Raw genomic sequence first — 25,655 nt, 5'->3', positions numbered from 1 at the left:
GCGAGTCTAAGCAGAGCGGCGCATGCCGCAGAAACCGGGAAGTCATCGCCCCTCTTTCGGCCGGATATCTGCGGGGATCCCCGCGGCGGCGAAGTTCTGGACGACGGGGGGGTGTTTCGGCATCGTGAACCGATGCCTGCGCGGATCACCACCGTCTACGGCGGCACGACGAAGATCATGGAAGAGATCGTCGGCCGGGACTCGGACTTTAGGAGAACACCATGACGGATGCCTTCATCTACGACGCCGTGCGCACCCCGCGCGGCAAGAACAAGGGCGGTGCGCTGCACTCCATCAAGCCCGTCGACCTCGTCGTGACGCTCATCGATGCGCTGAAGGAGCGGAACCCCGGGCTTGACCCCGCCGTGATCGACGACATCGTGCTCGGCGTCGTCTCCCCCGTGGGAGAACAGGGCGGTGACATCGCCCGGACCGCGGCGATCGTCGCGGGGCTGCCCGAGACGGTCGCGGGGCTCCAGGTCAACCGGTTCTGCGCCTCGGGTCTCGAGGCGGTGAACCTGGCCGCGCAGAAGGTGGCCTCCGGATTCGAGGACCTGGTGCTCGCCGGCGGGGTCGAGTCCATGTCGCGCGTGCCGATCGGCTCCGACGGCGGTGCCTACGCCCAGGATCCGACCACCAACTACGACGCCTACTTCGTGCCGCAGGGCATCGGCGCCGACCTGATCGCCACGATCGAGGGCTTCTCCCGCGAGGACGTCGACCGGTTCGCCGCCCGCTCGCAGCAGCGGGCCGAGACGGCCTGGCAGGAGGGACGGTTCGCCGGGTCGATCGTGCCGGTGCGCGACGTCAACGGCGTCGTCGTGCTCGACACCGACGAGCACCGCCGCCCGGAATCGACCGTCGAGTCGCTGGGGACGCTCCCGGCGAGCTTCGCCGCGGTCGGCGCCCAGGCCGGGTTCGACGCCGTCGCCCTGCAGAAGTACCACTGGGTCGAGAAGATCACGCACGTGCATGGGCCGGGGAACTCCTCCGGCATCGTCGACGGCGCGGCCCTTCTCGTCATCGGCTCCGCCGAGGCGGGCGAGGCCGCGGGCCTCACCCCCCGCGCACGGATCGTCGCGACGGCGGTCACCGGCTCCGAGCCGACGATCATGCTCACCGGCCCGACCCCGGCGACGCAGAAGGTGCTGGATCGAGCGGGACTCGCCACCTCGGACATCGACCTGTTCGAGCTCAACGAGGCGTTCGCGGCCGTCGTCATGAAGTGGCAGAAGGACCTCGGCATCCCCGACGACAAGGTCAACGTCAACGGCGGCGCCATCGCCATGGGCCACCCGCTCGGTGCCACCGGCGCCATGATCCTCGGCACGCTGCTCGACGAACTCGAGCGCCGCGACCTGAAGCGCGGCCTCGCAACGCTCTGCGTCGGCGCGGGCATGGGTATCGCCACCATCATCGAACGCGTCTGAAGGAGCAGCCATGGGAACCACTGAGAACACCGCCGTGTACACCGGCTACGCCTGGGAGCAGGATGCGGACGGCGTCGTCACCGTGACGATGGACGACCCGAACAGCGCCGTCAACACCATGAACCCGCACTTCGGCGCCGCGCTCGAGGCCACCGTCGACCGGCTCGAGGCCGAGCGCGACTCGCTCACCGGCGTGATCCTCACCTCGGCGAAGAAGAGCTGGTTCGCGGGCGGCGATCTGAACCGGCTGCGCGCCGCCGATCCCGCCAAGTCCGCGGAGGAAACGGCCCACATCAACGCCGTGAAGGCGCTGCTTCGACGCCTCGAACGGCTGGGCAAGCCTGTCGTCGCCGCGATGAACGGCACCGCCCTCGGCGGTGGTCTCGAGGTCGCGCTCGCCTGCCACCACCGCATCGCTGCGAGCGATGCGAAGGGCGCGCAGTTCGGGCTTCCCGAGGTGTCGCTCGGCCTCCTCCCCGGGGGCGGCGGCGTCACCCGCACGGTCCGGATGCTGGGGCTGCAGAGGGCGCTGCAGGAGGTCATCCTCCCCGCCACCCGGTTCAGCGCCGACGGCGCGCTGGCGGTCGGGATCATCGACGAGGTCGCCCCGCAGGCCGAGCTCGACTCCCGCGCCCGCGCCTGGATCGCCGCGAACCCGGCACCGGTGAAGCCGTGGGACGAGAAGGGCTTCCGCCTGCCCGGCGGTGCTCCCTCGTCCCCCGCGATCGCCGGGAACCTGCCGGCGCTGCCCGCGCTGCTGCGCGCACAACTGAAGGGCGCGCCGATGCCCGCGCCGCGTGCGGCGCTCGCCGCCGCCGTCGAGGGCGCCTACGTCGATATCGATACCGCGTCCCTCATCGAGACCCGGTACCTGGTGTCGCTGACCCACGGGCAGGTCGCGAAGAACATGATCAAGGCGTTCTTCTTCGACCTGCAGAAGATCACCTCCGGCATGAGCCGCCCAGGCGACATCCCGCCGTACACCGCCCGCAAGGTCGGCGTGTTGGGTGCGGGCATGATGGGCGCCGCGATCGCCTACGTCTCGGCGAAGGCCGGGATCGATGTCGTCCTCAAGGACGTGACCCTGGATGCGGCGGAGAGGGGCAAGGACTACGCCCGCGCTCTGGAGCAGAAGGCCCTCACCCGCGGCAAGACGACGGCAGCGAAGAGCGAGGCGCTGCTCGAGCGCATCACGACGACGAGCGACGCCGCCGACTTCGCCGGTGTCGACCTCGTCATCGAGGCCGTCTTCGAATCCGTGCCCGTCAAGCAGCAGGTGTTTCAGGAGATCCAGGATTTCGTGGAACCCGACGCGATCCTCGGTTCGAACACCTCGACGCTGCCCATCACGGTGCTGTCCGGGGGAGTCGACCGCCCGAACGATTTCATCGGCATCCACTTCTTCTCCCCCGTCGACAAGATGCCGCTGGTGGAGATCGTCCGCGGCCGGAACACCGGCGACGAGGCGCTCGCGAAGACGTTCGACTACGTGCGTCAGATCCGGAAGACCCCGATCGTCGTCAACGACTCACGCGGGTTCTTCACCTCCCGTGTCATCGGCAGGTTCATCGCGGAGGCCGTCGCCGCGGTCGGCGAGGGCGTCGAGCCCGCCTCCGTCGAACAGGCGGCGCTGCAGGCCGGCTACCCGGCCGGGGCGCTGCAGCTGCTGGACGAGCTGACGATCTCGTTGTCGCGGAAGATCCGGCTCGAGACCCGCGCGGCCGAGGAGGCGGAGGGAAAGACGTGGACGCCGCATCCGTCCGAGGCGGTCATGGACTGGATGGTCGAGGACGTGGACCGGCCCGGCCGGAAGGCCCGCGCCGGCTTCTACGACTACGACGAGAACGGCACGCGCATCGGCATCTGGCCGGGTCTGCGCGAGAAGTACGAGTCCGGCCGCACCGTGCTGCCACTGCGGGACCTGCAGGAACGGATGCTGTTCGCCGAGGCGCTGGATGCGATCGACTGCCTCGACAACGGGGTGCTGACCTCGGTGGCGGACGCCAACATCGGCTCGATCTACGGCATCGGCTTCCCGGCGTGGACCGGCGGCGTGCTGCAGTACGTGAATCAGTACCCGGGCGGCCTGCGCGGTTTCGTCGCCCGGGCCCGCGAACTCGCCGAGACGTACGGCGAGCGCTTCACGCCGCCCGCATCCCTCCTCGCCCGCGCCGAGACCGGTGAGACCTATGAGTGACCGGGCGGTCGTGGAGCGAGGAGCGAAGCGACGAGACGAAACGCCCCCCGCGCAGAGACGTGCACCTGATGGCCCGGATGATCCCGATGCTCCACGGCAAGAGTCGCTGAGTCAGATCCCGAGCACGACCTCGACGAGGTGCTCGGTCGCCGCCGACAGGCCCTGGTGCCGGACGCCGGCGACGAGACCGAGATCTGCGACGACGCTGAACCCGGCGTGCACGAGCACGGTGGCCTCCCGCGCGGAAAGCTCAGGTCGGGCCTGCCGCAGCAACTCCACCCACTCCGACACGTAGGTGCGCTGCAGGGCGCGGAGGCGGCGCTGCTCCTCGGGCGCGAGGCTGCCGACGTCCGCGACGTAGACCCGCATCAGCTGCCGGTTCTCCACGCTGTAGCGGACGTAGTCGGCGGCCAGCATCCGAAGCGCCTCGCCCGGGGACTGCGCCACGGAGCGGGCATGACGCATCCCGTCCTCCAGCCGCGCAGCGGCGCGGTCGCAGGCCTCGAGCAGGAGCGAGGACTTGCCTTCGTAGTGCCGGTAGACCCCGGATGCGGTGAGGTCGGCGGCGGCGGCGATCTCCTCGATCGTGACGTCGTGGTAGCCGCGCGAGGCGAAGAGTGCGATGGCCTCCTCGATCAGCCGTTCGCGCCGGCGCATGCCCGGCGCGGGAGCGACCGGCGGGGTGACGGCCGCGGCCGGCGGAATATCGGCGTCCCACGCCCGCCACGCCGCCTCTGTCAGAAGCCGGCGCAGCGTGCCGGCGGCGACCACGGTGCGATGCGCCGTGATGCTGGCAACGGCCGCCAGCGCCGCCCACACCAGGGTCTCGCGTTCGGCGTCGGGCACGTCAGGGCGGTACACGGCGTGCGGAGCGAGGAAGCGGGCGCGGAGCGTCTGGAACTCCGCCGTCAGCCGCGCCCGGTCCGCCGGATCGAGGTAGCGCCCCTCCCACCGGTAGAGCCCGCCGACCGCACGCAGGTCCATGGTCGTCGCGATGACATCACCCAGCAGCCGTCCGAGCACGTCGGCGGCCTCGGCGGGGGTAGTGGGTGTCGCCTCGGCATCCGCGGCCGTGTCCTCGACCAGGCGGTGGGCCACGAGGAACGCGGTGCGAACGAACAGTGCGTACTTGTTGGGGAAGTGCCGGTACAGGGCGGGGGCAGAGATGCCGACGGCGGCCGCGACGTCGCTCATGCTGACCTGGTGGTACCCGCGCTCGGCGAAGGCCAGCGCTGCGGCATCCTCGATCCGGCGCTTCCGGTCCCGCGGACGGGCGCGCTCGGCGATGGGCATGGGCCGACCCTACCGCCGTCCGCGCCGCACCGGTCGCGCACCCTGCGCGCGAGTGGGCTGTCGTCTCACGCGAGTCGCCGACCGCCCGTTGGCCGTGGATGACGCGGCCACACGCTGACGGCGCGGCGTCAGCGGTGCCGGAACTGCGGTGCCCGCTTCTCGCGGAACGCCGCCATCCCCTCCTTCTGGTCGTCGAGCGAGAACAGCGCGGCGAACGTACACCCCTCGTAGCGCAGGCCCTCGGCGAGCACGGTCTCCTGCGCCGCACGCAGGGCATCCTTCGCGGCGTAGGCGACGGGCAGCGACTTCGACGCGATGGTGTCGGCGATCTTCCCGGCCTCCGTCAGCAGGTCGGCGGCGGGCACCACGCGGGACACGAGGCCGGCACGGTCGGCCTCGGCCGCATCCATGGTCCGTCCGGTGAGCACCAGCTCCGCCGCCTTGTAGGCGCCGATGGCGCGGGTGAGCCGCTGCGTGCCGCCGAGCCCCGGGATGACCCCCAGATTGATCTCGGGCTGGCCGAACTTCGCGGTGTCGGCGGCGAGGATGATGTCGCACATCATGGCGAGTTCGCACCCGCCGCCCAGGGCGAAGCCGGCGACGGCGGCGACGATCGGGGTACGGACGCGCGCGAGCGTCTCGAGCCCCGCGAACGGGTTGCCGAGTGCCATGTCGCGGTAGCCCTTGTCGGCCATCTCCTTGATGTCGGCCCCGGCGGCGAAGGCGCGTTCGCTGCCGGTGAGCACGATCGCACCGATGGCCTCGTCGGCGTCGAAGGCCGCGGCGGCCTCTCCCAGTTCGCGGGCGAGGGTGGAGTTCAGGGCATTCAGCGCCTCCGGCCGGTTGAGGGTGATCCACCCGACCCGGCCGCGGGTCTCGACGAGGAGGGTCTCGTAGTCGGTCATGGCCGGCCCGCTCAGAGCGCCTGCTCGGCGGGTCGCTCGGCGACCTCGCGCTCGGCATCGGTGGGCTCGTACCCGTCGATGTGCCGCTCGTCGGGACCGTTGTAGGCAGACAGCGGGCGGATGAGAGCGTTGGATGCGGCCTGCTCCAGGATGTGCGCCGTCCACCCGGTGACGCGCGCCGCGACGAACAGTGGCGTGAAGGTGAGGGTGTCGAAGCCGATGAGATGGTATGCGGGTCCCGACGGGTAGTCGAGGTTCGGGTAGATGCCCTTCCGGCCCACGAAGTCGCTCTCCAGCGCGTCGTAGAGCGCCGCGAGGTCGGTCGCTTCCTCGTGCGCGATGAGGGTGTCCAGCGCGCTCTTCATGGTGGGGACCCGGGAGTCGCCCTTCTTGTACACGCGGTGGCCGAAGCCCATGATCTTGCGCTTGTTCGCGAGCGCGTCGTCGAGCCACGGCCCGACGTTCTCCGCCGTGCCGATCTCTTCGAAGATGTGCATGACGGCCTCGTTGGCGCCACCGTGCAGGGCGCCCTTGAGCGCACCGATCGCACCGACGACCGCGGAATACAGGTCGGCCGTGGTGCTCGTGATCACGCGCGCGGTGAACGTGGACGCGTTGAAGGAGTGCTCGGCGTACAGGATCATCGAGACGTTGAAGGCGTGCGCGACGACGTCATCGGGCACCTCGCCGAAGGTCATCCAGAGGAAGTTGCGGGAGTAGTCCAGGTCGCCGCGGGGCGGGACGAGCTCCTCGCCGCGACGACGCCGCTGGTCGTACGCCACCATCGCGGGGATCTTGGCGAACAGCAGGTTGGCCTTGGCGAGATCGGACGCCGGCGAGTTGTCGGCCGTGGTGGGGTCGTTGGCTCCGAGCACGGACACCGCGGTGCGGACCACATCCATCGGGTGCGCCTCGAGCGGCAGCAGGTCGATGGCCGCCTTGACGTTGTCGTCGAGGTCGCGGTGGGTGCGCTCGAAGGTCTCGAACTCGCTGAGTTCGTGCGGCTGCGGCAGCTCGCCGTGCCAGAGCAGGTAGGCGACCGCTTCGAAGGGCTGGGTCCCCGCGAGCTCCTGCACCGGGTACCCCCGATAGAGCAGCGAGTTGGTGTCGGGGGTGACCTTGCTGACGGCGGTGTAGTCGACCGTGACGCCGGCGAGGCCCTTCTTGATCTCGATGTCGGTCATGTTCACTCCTTCGTGATGGTGAAGTTGAAGACGCTGGTGTCGAAGTGGTTGTACTGCTCGTAGTCGATCAGGTCGTACAGGTCGGCGCGATGCTGCATCTCGCCGAGCTTCGAGGTGAGGTGCCCCTCCTCCGCGAGCGTGTCGAGCGCGCGGCCTGCCGCGCCCATCGCGATGCGCAGCAGCGACACCGGCCAGATGACGATGTTGACCCCGACGTCCCGCAGCTGGTCGACCGAGAACAGGTTGCTCTTCCCGAACTCCGTCATGTTGGCCAGGATCGGCACATCGACGGCGGCACGGATCGCGGCGAACTCTTCGAGGGTCCGCATCGCCTCGGGGAAGATCGCGTCGGCGCCGGCGTCCACGAGCGTCTTGGTACGGTCGACCGCCGCATCCAAACCCTCGACCGCGCGGATGTCGGTGCGGGCCATGACGAGGAAGTTCGGGTCGCGGCGGGCATCGACGGCGGCGCGGATGCGTTTGACCGCTGTGTCGGTGTCGACCACGGCCTTGCCGTCGAGGTGGCCGCAGCGCTTCGGGTTCACCTGGTCCTCGATGTGCATCCCGGCGATGCCGGCGTCCTCGAGGGTCTGGATCGTGCGCGCCACGTTCATCGGCTCGCCGAACCCGGTGTCGGCGTCGATGAGCGCGGGAAGCTCGGTCATGCGGGCGATCTGCTGCCCGCGCCCGGCGACCTCGCTGAGCGTGGTGAGCCCGATGTCGGGCAGGCCCAGGTCGGCGGAGAGCACGGCCCCGGAGATGTAGACGCCCTCGAACCCCTTCCGCTCGATGAGCCGCGCCGACAGCGGGTTGAACGCACCCGGGAACCGCAGCAGCTCGCCGGTCGCGAGCCGCTCCCGGAACAGGCGCCGCTTCTCGTGCGCCGGCGTGGTCGAGTACAGCATCAGAACAGACCCTTGGGAGCGGGGGCGGATGCGAGGACCCCGGGTTTCGCGACGATCGTCAGCTGCCGCACCTCGTCGGCGGTGAGCTCCGGCAGGCGCTCGGCGAGCTCGAGGAACCGTTCGATCTCCTCGGGTGCGAGCACCGGCTCGGCCAGCAGCCGGAACTTGCGGATGTAATCCTCACGGGCGAATGGGCGGGCGCCCAGCGGGTGCGCATCGGCGACGGCGATCTCCTCGACGATCGTCTCGCCGTTCGTGAGGTGGATCTCGACGCGACCACCGAAGGCCTTCTCGTCGGGGTCCTCGGAGTGGTAGCGGCGGGTCCACTCCGCATCCTCGGCCGTGGTGATCTTCTGCCACAGGGCGACGGTGTCCTCGCGGCCCGCCCGCTCCGGCGTGTACGAGTCGACGTGGTGCCAGGCGCCGTCCTGCAGCGCGACCGCGAAGATGTACGGAATCGAGTGGTCGAGGGTCTCACGGGAGGCGGTCGGGTCGTACTTCTGCGGGTCGTTCGCGCCGGAGCCGATCACGTAGTGCGTGTGGTGGCTGGTGTGCAGCACGATCGACGCCACATTCGCCGGGTCGACGAGCTCGGGGTGCTCGCCGTGGAGCTTCCGGGCCAGGTCGATCCACGCCTGCGCCTGATACTCGGCGGAGTGCTCCTTCGTGTACGAATCGAGGATGGCGCGCTTCTCCTCGCCCGGGGCGGGCAGCGGCACCTCGTAGGCCGCATCCTTGCCGTCCAGCATCCAGGCGATGACGCCGTCCTCGCCCTCGTAGATGGGGCTCGGGCTGGTCTCGCCGCGCATGGCACGGTCGACCGCTTCGACGGCAGCCTTGCCCGCGAACGCGGGGGCGTGCGCCTTCCAGGTGGAGATCTCGCCCTTGCGGGACTGGCGGGTGGCGGTGGTGGTGTGCAGGGCCTGCCCGACCGCCTGGTAGATGGTTTCGGTGTCGAGCCCGAGGAGCGTGCCGATTCCGGCCGCCGCAGAGGGGCCGAGGTGGGCGACGTGGTCGATCTTGTGCCGGTGCAGCGAGATGGCGCGGACGAGGTCGATCTGGATCTCGTAGCCGGTGGCGATGCCGCGCACGAGCGCCGCACCGTCGGCGCCGACGTGCTGCGCGACCGCGACGATCGGGGGGATATTGTCGCCCGGGTGGGAGTACTCGGCGGCAAGGAACGTGTCATGGTAGTCGAGCTCGCGCACCGCGACGCCGTTGGCCCAGGCCGCCCATTCCGGGCTGGTGCGGCGCTCGAGCGGGCAGCCGAAGACGGTCGAGCCGTCGCCGGAGACAGAGACAGGGTGATCGAGGGCCTGCTGGCGGGCGGCGCTGACGGGGCGACGGGTGAGGGATGCCGCGGCGACGGCGGCGTTGTCGATCACCCGGTTGATGATCATCTCGACGACCTCGTCAGACACGGCGACGGGGTCGGTGGCGACCTCGGCGATCCGCCAGGCGAGCTGGCCCTCGCGCTCCAGGTTCTCGTCGCTGCGGTGCACGCGGAGGTGGTGGATGACGGTCATGCTGCTCCTTCGATGAATGCGCCGGGGCCGGGGGATCGTGGCCCCTCCGCCCGTGAGCGCGGCCCGGGTGTCCGGGCGGAGGGGACCTCGTCCAGCGATGACAGGATGCTGGACACGGCGTTGTGCAGGTGCACGTGGGTGGCGTGCGCGGCCAGGTCCGGATCACCGGCGGCGATCGCCTGTGCGATCAACCGGTGTTCCCCGACCGAGGCCGCGAGCCGCCCGGGCTTGTGGCGTGCGAGGCGGCGGACCCGCACCAGGTGGGTGCGGACGGTGCGCAGCGCCGCCGCGAGATAGTCGTTCTCGGCCGCGGCATCGAGCGCGGCGTCGAACCGGGCGATGAGCGCGTAGTAGGCCTCCCGGGCGGATTCGCCCTCGACAGACGCGGAGTCGAACTCGTCCGCGAGGGCGACGAACGCCGTCCGGTCGTCCCGGCGGGCGGCCAGCCGCGCCGCGGTCTCCTCGAGAGCCCGGCGCAGGTCGAACAGTGCGACGATGTCGGCGCTGTCGATGGGGGTGACGATCGTGACCCGCGGGGACTGCTGCTGGACGAGGCCGTCGGCGGTGAGCCGCGCGATGGCCTCCCGCAGCGGTGTGCGGCTGACCCCGAGGCGTCCGGCCTGCTCGGTCTCACTGAGGACGGCGCCGGCGGCGAGGGTGCCGGTCTGGATCTCCGCGAGGAGGGCGCGGTAGGCCCGATCACTGGCACGCATCCCCGCCTCCTCTGCTGGCAACCTCCGCCAGTGTATACACAAAGCGGTTCCGCAGGGGCGCGGGACGATGCTTGGCACCGCGCCGTATACAGACGGCTACGTCGTCATGCCCTCGAAGAGCCCGATGTGATTCCCGTCCGGGTCACGGATCACGGCCCACCAGCTGGTGTCGGTGATGGGTTGCTTGGGCTGTGCCACGCTGCCACCGGCGGCGTCGAGCTTCGCCAGGATGTCGTCGATGGAGTCGACCTCGATGTAGGAGCGCGGCTGTGTGAACTCGCTACTGCGCGGCGCGAGCCCGCCGCCGCTGATCCCGTTCGGGGCGCGCCACATCGGGTAGCCCTCGAAGCCTTCGATCTCCGCAATCTGCCAGCCGAACAGCCTCGGGGAGAACTCGGCCGCCGTGGCCAGGTCGTCGACCGGGATGTCGATGTGGGTGATGTCGCCGTGTGCCATGTCGTCGTTCCCTCCGCTCGCGCACAGTCTGCGCCGCGCCCGACCCAGCGGCAAGGGGATCAGAGCCGGGAGATCGCCTGCGCCAGTGCGTCGAGGGCGGGGCGCTGACCCTTCACGAGTCGCTCGCGCGCCGCATCCAGGGTCGACCATTCGACCCGGTCGACCTCGGGGAACGACTGCGTCGTGCCGGATCGGGGCGGCCACTCCATCTCGAACTCCCCGAAGCGCACCGCATCGAGGGCCAGTGCCCCGCCGTCGGCGACGAAGACCGCAACCCGTTTGCCGGAGGAGTAGGGGAACGTCCCGAGCTCGGCGTAGGGGCCGGCGGGCGGGTCGACGCCGAGCTCCTCGCGAAACTCACGCACCGCTGCATCCACCGCAGCCTCGGCGTCGGGGTCGTACTCGCCCTTCGGAATCGACCACGCGCCGGCCTCCTTGCGCGCCCAGAACGGACCGCCCATGTGGGCGATCAGCACCTCGACCGCCGCACGGTCGAGTCGGTAGAGCAGGAGACCGGCGCTGTGGATCATGCCCCGGGGCGGGTCTTCGGCGAGACCTGGTAGGTCTTCTCCGGGTCGGTCTCGGCGACCGGCAGCAGCGCGTCGTCGATGGCGGCCAACGTGTCGGCGTCGAGCACCACCCCGGAGGCCTTCACCGAGTCGTCGAGCTGTTCGGGGCGCGAGGCGCCGACGAGGGCTGCGGCCACGTTCGGGTTCTGCAGCACCCAGGCGATCGCGAGCTGCGGCAGGGTGAGTCCCGCCTCGTCGGCGACCGGCTTCAGCTTCTGCACCGCGGTGAGCACATCGTCCTGCATGAACCGCTGGATGAAGTTCGCGCCGCTCTTCTCGTCGGTGGCGCGGGAGCCTTCGGGGGCCGGCCGGCCGGGCAGGTACTTGCCCGACAGCACGCCCTGCGCCATCGGCGAGAACACGACCTGCGAGATGCCGAGCTCCTCGCTCGTCGGCACGACCTTGCCCTCGATGACGCGCCACAGCGCGGAGTACTGCGGCTGGTTCGACACGAGCTGGACGCCCAGCTGCGTCGCCAGGGCGTGACTGGCACGGAGCTGCTCGGCGGTCCACTCGCTGACCCCGATGTAGAGGGCCTTGCCCTGCCGGACGATGTCCGCGAACGCCTGCATCGTCTCTTCCAGCGGGGTTTCGTAGTCGTAGCGATGCGCCTGGTACAGGTCGACGTACTCGACGCCGAGCCGTCGCAGCGACCCGTGAATGCCGTCGAAGATGTGCTTGCGGGACAGTCCGGCGTCGTTCGGGCCCTTCGGGCCGATCGGCCAGTAGACCTTAGTGAAGATCTCCAGCGACTCCCGCCGCTGGCCCTTCAGCGCCTCGCCGAGGACCTCCTCGGCCGCGGTGTTCGCGTACGTGTCGGCGGTGTCGAAACTCGTGATGCCGAGATCGAGCGCCCGGTGCACCGTGGCGATCGCCTGCTCGTTCCCGACCTGGGAGGCGTGCGTGATCCAGTTGCCGTACGTGATCTCCGAGACCTTGAAGCCGCTGTTGCCGAGGAAGCGATAGTTGACCATCCCTCCACGCTAGTGGCGACCTCAGACGCGCGGGCGACCAGGGCCACGCGCAGCACCGGACTCAGCGGCGGCGGCGGACGAACGCGACGCGGAGGCTCCGCAGGAGGAGAAGCAGGCCGCCGAGGCCCACGACGGCGCCAATGAAGGGGTATACCGGAACCTCCGGGGTCAGGTTCGGGCCGCCGCCCGCGACGCTGAGGAACACCGCCACGACCACCAGGGCGATACCGACGAGGGTGGTGGTGAGGCGGGCGACCAGCGTCTCGACCCACGACCGTTCGTCGCCGTCGTCGAAGCTGCGCAGGCTCACCCGGAAGGTCCCGTTCTCGAGCTGCTGGGTGAGGGTGCCGATACGCCGCGGCAGTTGCCGCAGCTGCTCGGCCATGAGCGCGGTGTGGGTCTGCACCGACATCGCCAGCGACCGCGGCGAGCCGATCTCGCGGGCGTAGTGCGGCGCCCGGGCGAGCGCCCGGCCCACCATGTCGTAGTCGGGGACGAGCCGGCGCAGCGACCCCTCGAGCGAGGCGAGGGTGCGGAAGACGAGAAGCAGTGCGGGCGGGAGCGCGAGCCGGTGCCGGCGCATGACGTCAACGAGCGCACGGAAGATGTTCTCGTCGACGCGGGTGTTGTGGACACGGGTGAGGATCACCCCGATGTCGTGCTGCAGCGCGGCCTGGTCGAGCGTGCCCTCCTCGGGCGCGGCCACCAGCATGAGGACCACGTCGGTGGCGCTCACGTCGTCCTCGTTCGCCATCGCGACCAGGAGCGGCAGCAGCATCCGGCGCATGCTCCTCTCCAGCACCCCGACCGAGCCGAAGTCGATGAGGGTCACGGCGCCGTCGGGCGCGAGCATGAGGTTCCCCGGATGGAGATCGGCGTGGAAGACGCCCCGCACGGCGATCTGCTCGAAGGCCGCGTCGAGCACGCCGTCGGCGATCTGGCGCGCGCGCTGCGGATCGAGGGTCGATGCATCGACGCGGCTGAACGGGATGCCGTCGGCCCGCTCCTGCACCATCATCTGCGCGGTGGTGAACTGGTCGTAGACGCGCGGGACGCGGAGGGTCAGCCCGGAGGAGCGCGCCACGGCGCCCCGCAGCATCTCGGTGTTGGCCGCCTCGATGCGGTAGTCGAGCTCCTCGCGGAGCGCTCGGCCGAACTCGGCGGCCAGTGCCACGGTGCCGTAGTCGCGTCCCCACTGCGTGTGGCGTTCCGCATCCCGGGCCAGCCGCTCCACGATGTCGAGGTCGGTGGCGACCTGCGCGCGGGCCTTCGGTCGCTGGATCTTGACCACTACGGCATCGCCGCCGTGCAGGGTCGCCGCGTGTACCTGGGCGACGGATGCGGCCGCCAGCGGCTGCTCGTCGACCTCGGCGAAGGCGGTGTCGAGGGGCGCGCCGAGCTGCGCCTCGATCGCTGCCCGCGCCTCGGTCCAGGGGATCGGCGTGCTCTCCATCTGCAAGGTCGCGAGCGCCGATGTGAGGTCGGGCGGCAGCAGATCGTCGCGGGCGGACAGCACCTGCCCGATCTTGATGAAGGTGACCCCGGCCTCGTTCATCGCCGCCACCAGCGCGGTCGGGAAGTCGTCCCCGGCGCCGGTGCGGCGCCGCCGGTACATGCCGAGGCCGTGGCGGGAGGCAATCGCGATGATCTGCCCGTACCGGCGGGCGCGGTCACGGCGGCGGAACGCCTCGCGGACCACGAGAACCGGGTTGACGAAGGGCCGGGTGGGCCAGAGGAACTCCAGAGTGACGAGCACGACCACAACGACCGCGAACATCCAGCCGAGGGTCAGCGCGAGGAACACCACGGCGAGCGGACCCTCGACGACGAGCCGATTGCCGGACATCACGCCCGCCTCATCGAGCGCCCAGTACGCGACCGGACTGACGAGCAGGAACACCACCGCGGCGGTGATCACCGAGCGGATCCAGCCGACCTTCGTCTCCAGCAAGCGCCGACTGCTCCAGCCCGCGACGACCGAGAACACGGCGATGATCACCACCGCCCAGATGTAGATCCAGAAGTCCACGTCGCCCCCGCTCGCGACCGTGCGTGAGGTCGCTGTCAGCCCAGGCTAATGGGACCCTCCGGATGCGGCGACCCGCCGCATCCGCCCCGCATCAGACCGGGGTGGCGGCCGCGGCGGCCTCGTCCTCGGTGCTCGCGACGAGCTGACCGCAGGCGCCGTCGATCTCTTTGCCGCGGGTGTCGCGGAGGGTGGTGGGGATGCCGGCGTCGTTCAGGCGACGCACGAACTCGTTCTGCACCGACTTCTCGGACGAGGTCCAGATCGAGCCGGGGGTCGGGTTCAGCGGGATGGGGTTCACGTGCACCCAGCCGCGTCCGCGGGAGTTGAGCTTCTCGGCCAGCAGATCGGCGCGCCAGGCGTGGTCGTTCATGTCTTTGATGAGGGCGTACTCGATCGAGACACGGCGGCCGGTCTTCTCGAAGTACTCGCGTGCCGCGTCGAGCGCCTCGTCGACCTTCCACTTCGAGTTCACCGGGATGAGCTCGTCGCGCAGCAGGTCGTCGGGGGCGTGCAGGGAGAGCGCGAACGTGACGGGGATCTCTTCGTTCGACAGCTTCCGGATGGCGGGGACGAGTCCGACCGTCGACACCGTGATGCCGCGCGCGCTCATGCCGAGGCCGTGCTTCTTGTCGACCATGACGCGGACGGCGTGCATCACGCGGGCGTAGTTCGCCAGCGGCTCACCCATCCCCATGAAGACGATGTTCGTCACCCGCTCGTCGGCGTGCTCGGCGGGGCCGAGGCCACCCTCGCGGATGAGGCGGTTGGCGCGAACGACCTGCTCGATGATCTCGGCGGCCGACATGTTGCGGGTAAGCCCCGCCTGGCCGGTGGCGCAGAACGGGCAGTTCATGCCGCAGCCGGCCTGGCTCGACACGCACAGCGTGATCCGGCCCGGGTAGCGCATCAGCACGGACTCGACCAGCGCGCCGTCGTGCAGCTTCCACAGGAACTTGACCGTGTCGCCGCGGTCGGTCTGCAGGCGTCGCACCTCGGTGAGCAGGGTCGGCAGCATCCCGGCGACGAGCTCCTCACGGCCGGCGGCCGGAAGGTCGGTCATGAGCTCCGGGTCCGACGTGTAGTGCGTGAAGTAGTGCTTCTCCAGCTGCGCGGCCCGGAACTTCGGGAACCCCAGCTCGAAGAGCTTCTCCGCACGCTGCTCGGCGGTCAGGTCGGCCAGGTGGACGGGCGGCTTGCCGCGCTTCGGACTGGCGAACTGGAGCAGCGGCCTGCCGGTGGCGTCCTTCTGCTGCGACCAGCCTTCCGTCGCCGGTCGCACCTGGCGAGGCGTGGTGGTGCGCACGGGCGTGGAATCGGTCATGGTTCCAGGGTACGCGAGCCGTCTGGACGGATGCCGGTGGTGGGGGATCAGGTCAGGAGCAGCAGATACACCGCCCCGACGACGGTCAGCGCGATCACCAGCCGCTCGAACAGCCGTTGCGGGATGCGGCGGGCGATGCGGCGGCCGACGAACGCGGCGGCGATGACCACGGGGGTCAGGACGAGCACGATCCAGAGCCCCGAGGGCGTGATCATGCCGAGCCCGACCAGGAAGGGGATCTTCGTGACGTTCACCACCGCGAAGAACCAGGCGCTCGTGCCGAGGAAGGCCGCGACCGGGAACCGCATCGACAGGAAGTACATCGACATCACCGGCCCGGCGGCGTTCGCGACCATGGTCGTGAACCCGCCGAGGCTGCCGTAGACCGCGGCGGCCACGCGATGGGGCCGAGGGCCGGGCGCAGCCGGAGCGCCGGCTGCGGGAGCGGGCGGCACGGATGCGGGGCGTCGGCGGCGCCACAGGGTGACACCGACCACCGCCAGCAGCAGCACCGCGATCGCGCGACGCACGAGGTCGTCCGAGGCGAACGCCAGGAACACGACGCCGAGGAGGAGCCCCACGATCACGGCGGGGATGAGGCGCAGCAGGGTCCGCAGGTCGGCGTCGCGCCGGTACGCCCACAGCGCGAACGCGTCACCGACGATGAGGAGCAGCAGGATGGTGCCGGTCGACTGCTTTGCCGGCAGGACCGCGGCGAACAGCGCGACGGCGACCGTGGAGCCGCCCGGCAGCGCTGCCTTCGTGAGCCCGATGACGACCGCGGCGACCGCGAGCAGCACCCACGCGAACGGGGTCAGGTCCGGCATGACGGGAAGACGGTGGGCACAGCGTTACGGTATCGCCCGCGACGGCCCCCGCCGTCAAGTCCCGGGCCGGGGCAACACCAACTCGGTACGGTGGCGGGCGTGAGCGACGTGACCATCCGACCCATCCACCCCGACGACGCCGGTGAGGTGCTGACGCTGCAGCGTGCCGCCTTCGTGTCGGAGGCGCAGATCTACGGCGACCCCGATATGCCGGTACTCACGCAGACCCTCGACGAGGTGCGGGTCGAACTCGCCGAGAACCTCGGATGCGTGGCGGTGCGCGGCGCGCGGATCGTCGGGGCGGCGCGCGCCCGCAGCGACGGCGCCCTGCTGCTGATCGGCCGGATCGCCATCGCCCCGGATCAGCAGGGCGAGGGGATCGGGTCGATGCTCCTGGCCGCCCTCGAGGACCGCGGCCGCGACGCCGGCTGCACCGAGGCGGAGCTGTTCACCGGCTCGCTCAGCGAGGCCAACCTGCGGCTGTACGAGCGCGAGGGGTACCGCGAGAGCGAGCGGGTGCCCGGCGACGGAAGCGACCAGATCTTCCTCCGCAAGCCACTCCGCTGAGCTGTCGCGGCACCGCTCTGGGTCAGCCCGCGGCCTCCGTCGTGACGATGCTGGCGCGCTCCCGCCAGGTGCGCGCGGTCACGCGGTCCAGGGCGACCTGACGCCGCAGAGCGTCAGCCTTCTCGTACAGCGACGGGTCGCCGTAGCTGGTGAGCACCTTCACGAGTACCGGGAGCAGCTCGATCATGAAGAAGAGCGCCGCGATCAGCCAGTGTGCCCACGCGAGCGCCGGCTCGCGCTGTGAGAGACGGTCGAGCGCGGAGATCTGGCTCAGCATCCCCTGTGCTCCGGCGTTCGTATCAGCGACCGCGGCGGAGCGCTCGTTGTAGGCCGCGAGCGCTGCGTCATACTGGTCCCGGGCAGCGGGCAGCTGGTCTTCCGCCTGCTGCTTGTTCGCCTCCGCGGCGCCGGCCGCCGCATCCGTCCCGGCCGCATTGGCGGCCGTCAGGGCGGCAGTCGCCTGCTGTAGCTGGGCCGCCAGGTCGTCGTAGGAGGTCTGCGCCTGCGTGAGCTGGGCCTCGGCCGCGTCGGAGCTCGCACCGTCGCCCTGGACGCCGGTGCAGCCCGGCACGGTGCCGGCACCCTGCCCAGTGAGTTCGCACTGGTACAGCGCGCGGGCCTGATCGATCACGCCCTGCTGGGCGGCGAGCTGCGCGGTGAGCTGATCCACGCTCTGCTGCGCGGCGACGGACTCGGCCGAGGTACTGGAGGTGCCCTCGACGATCCCGGTGGATGCCTGGTTCTCCAGCGCGCTCACCCGGGCGGAGGCCGCATCCAGTGCCTGCTTCTCCGGGCCGCTGGTGACCGCATCCTGGTCAGACAGCGCCTGACTGACGTTGACCGAGGTCACCTCCCGTGCGATGTCGTTGTGGAAGATCTGCAGCACGAGCGGCTCGGCGACCACGATGCCGATGAGCGCGGCCATGATGACGCGGGGCAGGGCGAGACCGAGCAGGCGCCAGACGCTGCGGGTGGCCCGCATGGTCGAGGTGAGGAACCGGTCGAGGTTGAAGATGATGAGCGCCCACACGATCGCGAGCGGCACCGCGAGCCAGATCGAGATGCGCACGCCGGTGATCAGCGCGAACACCATGGACAGGGCGGAGACGAGCGCGGTACCCGCGAGCACGAAGAACATCTGCACGAACCGCGGCGTCTCCACCGGGACGTCGTCCAGCACCTCGCCGTCGGCACCGCCGAGGATGGCGAGCCGGCGCGACAGCGGCATCCGACGACGGGACCGCGGCGCGCGGGCGGCGCGGGTGCGCGGCCCGTCTTCAACCGCATCCGGGGCGGTGTCCTCGGTCTCATGCGACGCCGCGGCATCGACCGGCTCAGCGTCTTCCCCGGGCGAGGCGTCGCGGTCGAGGTCGTCGGGATCGTCGCGGAGATCGCTCAGATACAGCGGGTCGTCCTCGAGGGGTCCCTCCAGGACGACGCGGCCATCGGCGCCGAACCGGCCGGGGCGGTGGTCAGAAAATGACATCCCATCAGGCTAGAAGGGTGCACCTGTGCGCCAGGTGGGCGCCGGTTATGGCCGGGCTGGGCGGCGGGCAGCGGGCAGGTATCCCCCGTTTCGGAGGGGAGTCGCATCCGAAGCCATTCCCGGACACCATGGAGGAAACGACAAGGAGCACCATGCGTCCGGATGCGGCACGGCGACGCGAGACGATCGTGCAGGAGGCGCGCGCCCTCTTGGCCGCGCACGGCGCGGGGGTGACCCTCGAGTCGGTGGCCGAGGCCAGCGGCGTCGGCATCGCCACCCTGTACCGCAACTTCGCGTCGCGGACCGAGCTGGCCGATGCCGTCGCCCTCGCGATCCTCGCCGACATCGAAGCGGCGGCCGCATCCGTCCTCGCCCGATTCGACGCGCATCCCGAGGCCGCCTGGCACGACTTCCTCATCCGGCTGACGACCCTCGACCTGGGCGCGCTCACGGATGCGGTGACCCGTCACGGGGCCGACGACGATCTGTCGGTCGCGGTGCGCGATGCGCATGATCAGGCGCTCGCCCGCGTCGCGACGCTGGTGACCGCGGCGCGCAGCAGCGGGCTCATGCGCGTCGACCTCGATCCACTGGAGCTCGTCGTCGCGATCGGCATGATCACGCGGCCGCAGCCACCGGCCGTCCGCGCGGTGTCGCCGCACCTGGTCCCGCGCCTGGTCGCGGTGTTCGAGGCGGGGCTGCGGGGCTGAACCGACCACGCCACCACTAACGTGGGGGCGTGGTTTCGCCGGAGAGTCTGCTCGCATTCGGCCTCGCGGCGATCGTGATCATCATCATCCCGGGGCCCGGTGTGCTGTTCGTGATCGGTCGCTCCCTCGCGCTCGGCCGCGTCGGGGGCCTCGTGAGCGTGATCGGCGGTGTGCTCGGGCAGGTGCCGCTGGTGCTCGCCGTCGCGTTCGGGGTCGGCGCGGTCGTGGCGCAGTCGGTGGTGCTCTTCACGATCGTGAAGATCGCCGGCGCCGGATACCTCGTGTACCTCGGGGCGCAGGCCATCCGGCACCGGAAGCGCGCCTCACGCGCCGCGACCGGCACGGCCCCGGTGTCGCACCGCCGTCAGCTCGCAGAGGGATTCATCGTCGGGGTCACGAACCCCAAGACGATCGCGTTCTTCGTCGCGGTGCTGCCGCAGTTCGTCGATCTGGGCGCCGGGTGGGTGCCGCTGCAGATGCTGGAGCTGGGGCTGGTATTCCTGCTGCTCGCGCTCCTCTCGGACGGCGCATGGGCGCTGCTGGCGGCCGCCGCCCGCGGCTGGTTCGCCCGCTCCCCCCGGCGGATCGAGACGCTCACCGCCACCGGCGGCGCCATGATCATCGGCCTCGGCGGCGTGCTGCTGCTCACCGGCTGGCGCGACTGAGGGAGGAGCCTCAGTCGAGGAAGATGTCCGGGAAGAGCTGGTCGTCGGGAGTCCCCGGCACCGCGGCATAGCCGGAGAAGTCGGTGATCCCGGCGGCCTCGAGCACGTCCTCCACGATCAGCGACTGCCCGGTGACCTCCCGCGCGGGCCGCGTGATGACCTCGTAGGCGGCGTCGGCATAGATGTCCGGAGTACGGCTGGCCTTCATCATCCGCTCCCCGCCGAGCGAGAACTGCACCGCCGCGGTGGCGATCGTCGTGCGCGGCCACAGCGTGTTGGCCGCGATCCCCTGGGCCGCGAACTCCGCGGCGATGCCGAGGGTGACCATGCTCATGCCGTACTTCGCGAGCGTGTACCCGGTGTGCGCCCCGAGCCACTTCGGCGAGAGGTTCAGCGGCGGAGAGAGGGAGAGGATGTGTGGGTTCTCCGCCTCGAGCAACGCGGGGAGGGCCGCCCGCGACAGCAGGAACGTGCCGCGCACGTTGACGTCCTGCATCAGGTCGTACTTCTTCACGGACAGGTCGAGAGACCCGGACAGGTCGATGACGCTGGCGTTGTTGACGACGATGTCGATGCCGCCGAATTCGCCCTGCGTCTTCAGCACGGCCTCGGTGATGGAGTCCGCGTCGCGCACGTCCCCGACGATCGGGAGCGCCCGGCCGCCCGCCGCCTCGATCTGCGCGGCAGCGGTGTGCACGGTGCCCTCGAGCTTCGGATGCGGGGTGTCGGTCTTCGCGAGCAGCGCGATGTTCGCGCCGTCACGGGCGGCACGCAGGGCGATGGCGAGGCCGATGCCGCGGCTGCCGCCGGAGATCAACAGGGTCTTGCCGGACAGCGGAGCGTTCTCGCTCATGCCTTCTCCTTCGGGGGACGGACGGATGCGGCGGCGAAGGCCGCGATGCGGGCGCGGGCCTGATCGGTGTCGAACGCCGCGCCGATGGTGGCGGCCTCGTCGTCGAGGTTCGCGGCGAAACCGCGGTGGGCGCCGGTGCGGATGAGGCGCTTGGCCTGACCGAACGCGGCGGTGGCGTTGTCGAGCCAGAACCGGGCGACCTGTTCGGTGCGGGCGGCGACCTGGTCGTTCGGGACGACCTCGGTCACGAGTCCCCATTCCTCGGCCGTGGCGGCGTCGATCGTCTCGTCCTGCAGCAGCAGACGCAGCGCGCGGCGCTGCCCGATCGCGGCCGGCAGCAGCGTCGAGACGCCGAGGTCGGGGGTGAGCCCGATGTTCGCGTAGCGGGAGACGAATTTCGCGCGCTCGGCCGCGACGATGTAGTCCGCGGTCAGCATGAGACCGAGGCCACCGCCCGCGACCGCGCCCTGCACGGCGGCGGCGATCGGCTTGTCCGATTCCACGAAGGTGCGGATGCCGTCATGGATGACGTGGGCCATGCCGGTGATCGCGGACCCGCCTGCGGCCGCTCCCTGCGCGCTCATCGCGATGACGTCGCCGCCGGCGCAGAACGCGGGACCCGCCGCGTCCAGGATCACGGCGCCGATGGTGTCATCGTCGGCGATCCGATGGGCGAGCTCCTGCCAGCGTTGCCCCATCTCGAAGTCCATGGCGTTCAGCGACGCCGGGCGGTTGAACGTGATCCGCGCGAGGCCGTCCTCGACGGCGAAGAGGATGCTGTCGCTCATCGCGGTGCCATCCGGATGGCGCCGTCGAGGCGGATCGTCTCACCGTTGAGGTAGCCGTTGCGGATGATCTCGAGCGCGAGCGAGGCGTACTCCTCCGGGCGGCCGACGCGCGGCGGGTAGGGCACCTGCTGGCCGAGCGAGTCCTGCGCGGCCTGCGGCAGCCCCGCGAGCATGGGCGTCTGCATGATGCCCGGGGCGATCGTGACCACCCGGATGCCGTAGCGGGCGAGTTCGCGCGCGATCGGAAGGGTCATGGCGTGGACGCCCCCCTTGGAGGCGGAGTAGGCGGGCTGACCGATCTGGCCGTCGAACGCCGCAACGCTCGCGGTGTTGACGATGACACCCCGGTCGCCGCCCTCCGTCGGGTCGGTGCGCGCAATGGCCGCGGACGCCTGCGAGATGACGTTGAAGGTGCCGACGAGGTTCACCCGCACGAGCTTCTCGAAGTCGGCGAGCGGCGACGGATTGCCGTCCCGGTCGAGGACCTTGGCGGGCGGCGCGATGCCCGCGCAGTTCACGACGACCCGGAGCGGACCGGACGCGGACGCCTGCGCGACCGCCTCCGCGACCTGCTCGGGGCTCGTGACGTCGGCGGCGGCGAAGGATCCCCCGAGCGCCGCGGCGCGTTCCGCCCCCGGCGAGGAGGGAAGATCCACGATCGTGACGATGGCTCCGGCGGCGGCGAGCGCCGTCGCGGTGGCGTGGCCGAGGCCGCTGGCGCCTCCGGTGACGAGGGCCGAGGCTCCCGTGATGTCCATGCGTTCTCCTTTGAAAGTCGGCATCCGGTGTCAGCATACGCGGCACCGCGTCCCGGATGCGGCCGGAACCAGGGGTGCGCCGACGGCGACGTCGCGTCAGGATATGGGGGTGGCACACCCTCCGATGTTCGACCCCGCCGACCCCGTGCTCGGGCGCCTCCGCGACCTGTGTCTGGCCTACCCGGAGGCGTACGAGCGGGTCAGTCACGGCCGGCCGAACTTCGCCACCGCCCGCAGCTTCTGCTGGTACGGCGGCAGCCAGCGCATCGACGGCGTCTGGGTGCCGCACGATGCCGCGATTCTCATCCGTCCCGACCCGGAAGACGAGCCGGCACTGCGGCAGGATGTCCGGTTCTTCGTCCCGGCCTATCTCGGCGTCCACGGCTGGCTGGGCCTGGACCTCGGCGTCGACACCGAATGGGCGGAGGTGGCGGAGCTCATCGACGCGTCCTACCGGGTCACCGCCCCTGCACGACTGGTCCGCACCCTCGACGCCTGAGGGCGGATCAGAGCGAGAACACCAGGCTCCAGGTACCGGCGAGGACGGCGGCGGTCACGGCGGTGGCGGCGACCACGACGGCCAGCCCGAGCATCACGACGTCGCGCCATCCGAGCCTCGAGACCCGCGCCCAGGTGCGGGGACCCTCGGCTCCGAACCCGCGGGCTTCCATCGCGGTCGCGAGCTTCGTGCCGCGGCGGATCGAGAGCACGAGCAGCGCGAACGCCTGCCCGAGGAAACGACGGATGCGGCCGGTGTCGGCGACTCCGCGCGCCCGCCGCGCCATGCCGAGCTCGCGCCAGTCGGAGATGAGTAGCCCCACGAGGCGCAGCCCGGCGAGCGCGCCCAGCACGAACCGGGCGGGCAGGCGCACCAGCTGGGCGAGCCCGTCGGCCAGGTCGGTGGGGTCCGTCGTGGCGAAAAGGAGGACGGAGGGCACGGCGATCGCGAGCACGCGCAGCAGGATGGCGCCCGCGAGGGAGAGCGAGCCCTCACTGATACGGATGAGACCCCACTCCAGGAACACGGTCCCCGACATCCGGCCGTAGAGGACGGTCGCCGCGCCCGCGATGACCGCGGCGACGACGATCGGCCACAGCCGCAGCCAGAGCTGCCGGGCAGGCAGACGCGCCCACGGCAGGAGGAGGAGGGTCGCACCGAGCGCCACGCCGGCGGACACCGGATCGATCGACAGCAGCAGCACGATCGACACGACGAGGGTCGCGGTCAGCTTCGTGACCGGGTTTATCCGGGCGAGGGGGCTGCGACCGACGTCCAGGGCGAACAGGCTCATGCGCCCACCCGCACCCGGTCGTCGGCGAGGAGGTCGACGAGGTCGGGGTCGTGCGACACGATTCCGACGGCCGTACCGGCGGCGCGCAGCGCGTCGATGAGGTCGGCGAGTTCGCGCCAGGTGCGGGCGTCCTGGCCGTAGGTGGGCTCGTCGAGCAGCAACACGGCGGGCTCCGTGGCGATCGCGGCGGCGACCGTCAGCCGCCGCTTCTCGCCGCCGGAGAGAGTGAACGGGTTGGCATCGGCGAGCCGGGCGAGACGGAGGCGGTCCAGCAGCGGGTCGATGCGCTCGGCTATCTGCGCCTCGCTGAGCCCGAGCGCACGGGGTCCGATCGCGAGCTCGTCTCGCACCCGGGTCGCCAGGAGCTGGTGCTCCGGCTCCTGGAACACCATGCCGATCCGGGTGAGCAGGTCACGCGACCGCCACCGGTGGGGTGCCGGCCGCAGCCCCGCCCGGAGACCCGCGGATGCGGCGACCGTGCCCGCCACCGGTTCCCGGAGGCCCGCGAGCGTCATCGCCAAGGTCGATTTCCCCGCTCCGTTGGGTCCGGTCACGGCGAGCGTCCGGCCCGCCCGGAGCGCGACGTCGATCCCGGATGCGGCCACCCTCGGGATCCGTTCCCCGAAGCCGCGGCGCCCCACGGCGAGGGAGCGGGCGGTGAGAAGCTCGGGGGCGTCGGCCCACCGGGTCCGGACGGCCGCGGCCACCGAGACGCCGGGGACCCAGACACCGGCATCCGTGAGGGTCCGGGCATGCGCGTCGAAGACGGCCGAGGGTGCCCCGTCGGCGAGGAGTCCCCCGTCGGCCGCGAGCACGATCACGCGGTCGACATGCTCCGCCCACAGCTCCACCCGGTGCTCGACCACGACGAGCGTCGCCCCCGCGCCGGTCGCCGCCGCCACCATGGCATCCCGTACCTCGACGGCGCCCGCCGGGTCGAGGTTCGCGGTGGGTTCGTCCAGGAGCAGAAGGCCCGGACCCATCGCGAGCGCTCCGGCGAGGGCGAGGCGTTGCTTCTGCCCGCCGGAGAGCGCCGTCGTGGGATGGTCGCGGGGGACCCGCAGGCCCACGGCGTCACGCGCTGCATCCACGCGTCGCCAGATCTCCTCGCGATCGATGCCGAGGTTCTCGCATCCGAACGCGATGTCGTCGCCGACTCGCGCCAGCACGACCTGGGAGTCCGGGTCCTGCAGCACGAGTCCCGCCCGACCCCGCACACGGGCGGGAGCTTCGCCGTCCATTCGCAGCCCGCCGGCGGATTCACCGTCCTCGGTGTCGCCGAGGACCCCCGCGAGACCACGCAGGAGGGTCGACTTGCCGGCTCCGCTCGCGCCGAGCAGCAGCACCCGCTCCCCGGGGTGGATGACGAGGTCGAGCCCGGAGACGGCCCACCGGCGACGCCCGGCGTGCCGCCAGCCCCACCCGCGCGCGTCGACCCGCGCGCCGGTCACGCTGCGTCGGCGCGGTCCACCGCACGGGCTTCACGGCCGGCGGCGAAGCGGTCCAGCGCCCCCGTGGCCGCCAGCGCCCGCACGAGCAGCCAGGACACGAGACCGGCCAGCAGGATGCCGGAGACCACGGCGGAGACGAAGTAGATCGCGCGCGGCCCGACGTCGTAGGCGGCGATGGAGCTGAAATTCGTGTCGAGGAGCGCCGCGGCCAGCCCCGCCAGCGCCCCCGAGACCAGGGCGGGCAGCAGCTTGAAGTTGGCGTAGAGGAACAGCGCGAAACCGAGTTCGGCGCCGAGACCCTCGACCACGCCCCACGCGAACGTGAGGAAGCCCCACTGGGTGCCCACCGCCATCGACACGACGGCCGCGACGATCTCGGTGTACAGCGCGGCACCGGGTTTGCGGATCACGAGTCCGCCGAGGACGCCGGCGAACAGCCAGCCGCCGGACAGCAGACCTTCCAGGCCCGGCAGGAATGCGAGGACGGTGCTCAGCGGCGTCCAGGCCTGCCCCCACACCCAGAAGATGACGCCGGCGGCCACTCCGATGACGCTGGCGACGACGATGTCGACGACCCGCCACCGGAATCGAGAGGCGGTGTTGACGGATGCGGACGTGGACGTGTGCATTCGGTGCTCCTTCCTGCGCCGGCATGATCCGGATCAGGTTCGACGGTCGAAGCGTGATTCGCTTCCTCTCAGCCCGGCATACCGGACTCCCGTGGGTGTGGTGCCGAGTATAGACGCGGTCGCGATA

26 protein-coding genes and 1 riboswitch are annotated in these 25,655 nt (G+C 71.0%); of the genes, 7 read left to right on the top strand and 19 right to left on the bottom strand.

Annotation, left to right across the window (positions count from 1 at the left end; all coding sequences use genetic code 11):
* From NT132_RS09360 to NT132_RS09350, 3 genes are all read left to right on the top strand, one after another.
* On the top strand, window positions 1–225 hold a 225-nt coding region (locus NT132_RS09360; RefSeq protein ID WP_297787723.1), incomplete at its 5' end, for a hypothetical protein.
* On the top strand, window positions 222–1,430 hold the full coding sequence (locus NT132_RS09355) for an acetyl-CoA C-acetyltransferase (RefSeq protein ID WP_297787722.1): 1,209 nt from the start codon (window positions 222–224) through the stop codon (window positions 1,428–1,430). The genes NT132_RS09360 and NT132_RS09355, both read left to right, overlap by 4 nt.
* A 10-nt stretch (window positions 1,431–1,440) precedes the next feature.
* The gene (locus tag NT132_RS09350) at window positions 1,441–3,627 is read left to right on the top strand and encodes a 3-hydroxyacyl-CoA dehydrogenase NAD-binding domain-containing protein (protein WP_297787721.1); all 2,187 of its coding nucleotides are present in this window, start codon (window positions 1,441–1,443) and stop codon (window positions 3,625–3,627) included.
* Window positions 3,628–3,738: 111 nt separating this feature from the next.
* Here the strand turns inward: NT132_RS09350 and NT132_RS09345 are convergent, their stop codons facing one another.
* The 12 genes from NT132_RS09345 to NT132_RS09290 all read right to left on the bottom strand — a co-directional run bounded on the left by NT132_RS09345 (window position 3,739) and on the right by NT132_RS09290 (window position 16,329).
* On the bottom strand, window positions 3,739–4,920 hold the full coding sequence (locus NT132_RS09345; protein WP_297787720.1) for a TetR/AcrR family transcriptional regulator: 1,182 nt from the start codon (window positions 4,918–4,920) through the stop codon (window positions 3,739–3,741).
* A 128-nt stretch (window positions 4,921–5,048) separates the two neighbouring features.
* Window positions 5,049–5,825, bottom strand: a complete 777-nt coding sequence (locus tag NT132_RS09340; protein WP_297787719.1) for an enoyl-CoA hydratase-related protein — start codon at window positions 5,823–5,825, stop codon at window positions 5,049–5,051.
* A gap of 11 nt (window positions 5,826–5,836) precedes the next feature.
* Window positions 5,837–7,009: a bifunctional 2-methylcitrate synthase/citrate synthase gene (locus NT132_RS09335; protein ID WP_297787718.1), complete on the bottom strand. Its 1,173-nt coding sequence runs from the start codon at window positions 7,007–7,009 to the stop codon at window positions 5,837–5,839.
* Between the two features lie 2 nt (window positions 7,010–7,011).
* A complete protein-coding gene (gene prpB / locus NT132_RS09330; RefSeq protein WP_297787717.1) occupies window positions 7,012–7,914 on the bottom strand; it encodes a methylisocitrate lyase in 903 nt (300 codons plus the stop codon).
* The gene (locus NT132_RS09325; RefSeq protein ID WP_297787716.1) at window positions 7,914–9,440 is read right to left on the bottom strand and encodes an MmgE/PrpD family protein; all 1,527 of its coding nucleotides are present in this window, start codon (window positions 9,438–9,440) and stop codon (window positions 7,914–7,916) included. The genes prpB and NT132_RS09325 overlap by 1 nt, the downstream gene beginning before the upstream one ends.
* Window positions 9,437–10,153 carry a GntR family transcriptional regulator gene (locus NT132_RS09320; RefSeq protein WP_297787715.1) on the bottom strand — a complete coding sequence of 239 codons (717 nt, stop codon included), beginning with the start codon at window positions 10,151–10,153 and terminating at the stop codon, window positions 9,437–9,439. The genes NT132_RS09325 and NT132_RS09320 overlap by 4 nt, the downstream gene beginning before the upstream one ends.
* Before the next feature lie 96 nt (window positions 10,154–10,249).
* A complete protein-coding gene (locus NT132_RS09315) occupies window positions 10,250–10,609 on the bottom strand; it encodes a VOC family protein (RefSeq protein ID WP_297787713.1) in 360 nt (119 codons plus the stop codon).
* A 59-nt stretch (window positions 10,610–10,668) separates the two neighbouring features.
* On the bottom strand, window positions 10,669–11,139 hold the full coding sequence (locus tag NT132_RS09310) for an NUDIX domain-containing protein (protein ID WP_297787711.1): 471 nt from the start codon (window positions 11,137–11,139) through the stop codon (window positions 10,669–10,671).
* Entirely contained in the window at window positions 11,136–12,152 is a 1,017-nt protein-coding gene (locus NT132_RS09305) for an aldo/keto reductase family protein (protein WP_297787709.1), read from the bottom strand. Before NT132_RS09305 ends, NT132_RS09310 begins: the two co-directional genes overlap by 4 nt.
* A 61-nt stretch (window positions 12,153–12,213) precedes the next feature.
* The gene (locus NT132_RS09300; protein WP_297787707.1) at window positions 12,214–14,181 is read right to left on the bottom strand and encodes an AarF/UbiB family protein; all 1,968 of its coding nucleotides are present in this window, start codon (window positions 14,179–14,181) and stop codon (window positions 12,214–12,216) included.
* 91 nt (window positions 14,182–14,272) lie between these two features.
* Complete coding sequence (gene rlmN, locus NT132_RS09295) at window positions 14,273–15,502, bottom strand: 23S rRNA (adenine(2503)-C(2))-methyltransferase RlmN (RefSeq protein WP_297787705.1); 1,230 nt, start codon at window positions 15,500–15,502, stop codon at window positions 14,273–14,275.
* A 47-nt stretch (window positions 15,503–15,549) separates the two neighbouring features.
* On the bottom strand, window positions 15,550–16,329 hold the full coding sequence (locus tag NT132_RS09290) for a sulfite exporter TauE/SafE family protein (protein WP_297787703.1): 780 nt from the start codon (window positions 16,327–16,329) through the stop codon (window positions 15,550–15,552).
* Window positions 16,330–16,428: 99 nt separating this feature from the next.
* Between NT132_RS09290 and NT132_RS09285 the strand changes: the two genes are divergently transcribed.
* Window positions 16,429–16,896, top strand: coding sequence for a GNAT family N-acetyltransferase (locus NT132_RS09285; protein ID WP_297787701.1), 468 nt, complete (start codon window positions 16,429–16,431; stop codon window positions 16,894–16,896).
* Window positions 16,897–16,918: 22 nt separating this feature from the next.
* Here the strand turns inward: NT132_RS09285 and NT132_RS09280 are convergent, their stop codons facing one another.
* Entirely contained in the window at window positions 16,919–18,382 is a 1,464-nt protein-coding gene (locus tag NT132_RS09280; RefSeq protein WP_297787699.1) for a DUF4407 domain-containing protein, read from the bottom strand.
* A gap of 152 nt (window positions 18,383–18,534) precedes the next feature.
* On the opposite strand from NT132_RS09280, the gene NT132_RS09275 reads away from it, so the two are divergent.
* The gene (locus NT132_RS09275; RefSeq protein WP_297787697.1) at window positions 18,535–19,092 is read left to right on the top strand and encodes a TetR/AcrR family transcriptional regulator; all 558 of its coding nucleotides are present in this window, start codon (window positions 18,535–18,537) and stop codon (window positions 19,090–19,092) included.
* A 29-nt stretch (window positions 19,093–19,121) separates the two neighbouring features.
* Window positions 19,122–19,757: a LysE family translocator gene (locus tag NT132_RS09270; protein WP_297787695.1), complete on the top strand. Its 636-nt coding sequence runs from the start codon at window positions 19,122–19,124 to the stop codon at window positions 19,755–19,757.
* A gap of 10 nt (window positions 19,758–19,767) precedes the next feature.
* Here NT132_RS09270 and NT132_RS09265 read toward each other — a convergent pair whose 3' ends face one another.
* Genes NT132_RS09265 through NT132_RS09255 form a run of 3 tightly spaced genes read right to left on the bottom strand, consistent with a single transcriptional unit; the run spans window position 19,768 to window position 22,156 of the window.
* Entirely contained in the window at window positions 19,768–20,610 is an 843-nt protein-coding gene (locus NT132_RS09265; RefSeq protein ID WP_297787693.1) for an NAD(P)-dependent oxidoreductase, read from the bottom strand.
* Window positions 20,607–21,398, bottom strand: coding sequence for an enoyl-CoA hydratase/isomerase family protein (locus NT132_RS09260; protein WP_297787691.1), 792 nt, complete (start codon window positions 21,396–21,398; stop codon window positions 20,607–20,609). Before NT132_RS09260 ends, NT132_RS09265 begins: the two co-directional genes overlap by 4 nt.
* Window positions 21,395–22,156, bottom strand: coding sequence for an SDR family NAD(P)-dependent oxidoreductase (locus NT132_RS09255; RefSeq protein ID WP_297787689.1), 762 nt, complete (start codon window positions 22,154–22,156; stop codon window positions 21,395–21,397). The genes NT132_RS09260 and NT132_RS09255 overlap by 4 nt, the downstream gene beginning before the upstream one ends.
* 103 nt (window positions 22,157–22,259) lie before the next feature.
* Between NT132_RS09255 and NT132_RS09250 the strand changes: the two genes are divergently transcribed.
* Window positions 22,260–22,655 (top strand): MmcQ/YjbR family DNA-binding protein, encoded by a 396-nt coding sequence (locus NT132_RS09250; protein ID WP_297787687.1) that lies wholly within the window; start codon window positions 22,260–22,262, stop codon window positions 22,653–22,655.
* Window positions 22,656–22,662: 7 nt separating this feature from the next.
* Here the strand turns inward: NT132_RS09250 and NT132_RS09245 are convergent, their stop codons facing one another.
* The 3 genes from NT132_RS09245 to NT132_RS09235 all read right to left on the bottom strand — a co-directional run bounded on the left by NT132_RS09245 (window position 22,663) and on the right by NT132_RS09235 (window position 25,528).
* Window positions 22,663–23,448 (bottom strand): energy-coupling factor transporter transmembrane protein EcfT, encoded by a 786-nt coding sequence (locus NT132_RS09245; protein ID WP_297787685.1) that lies wholly within the window; start codon window positions 23,446–23,448, stop codon window positions 22,663–22,665.
* Entirely contained in the window at window positions 23,445–24,899 is a 1,455-nt protein-coding gene (locus tag NT132_RS09240) for an ABC transporter ATP-binding protein (RefSeq protein WP_297787683.1), read from the bottom strand. Before NT132_RS09240 ends, NT132_RS09245 begins: the two co-directional genes overlap by 4 nt.
* On the bottom strand, window positions 24,896–25,528 hold the full coding sequence (locus NT132_RS09235; protein WP_297787681.1) for an ECF transporter S component: 633 nt from the start codon (window positions 25,526–25,528) through the stop codon (window positions 24,896–24,898). Before NT132_RS09235 ends, NT132_RS09240 begins: the two co-directional genes overlap by 4 nt.
* Window positions 25,522–25,631, bottom strand: a riboswitch (TPP riboswitch). It overlaps the preceding gene by 7 nt.
* Between the last annotated feature and the right edge of the window lie 24 nt (window positions 25,632–25,655).

It is taken from the genome of Microbacterium sp. (genome assembly GCF_026393345.1).
GTDB lineage: Bacteria > Actinomycetota > Actinomycetes > Actinomycetales > Microbacteriaceae > Microbacterium.
This window is presented reverse-complemented; position numbering and strand designations above follow the sequence as displayed.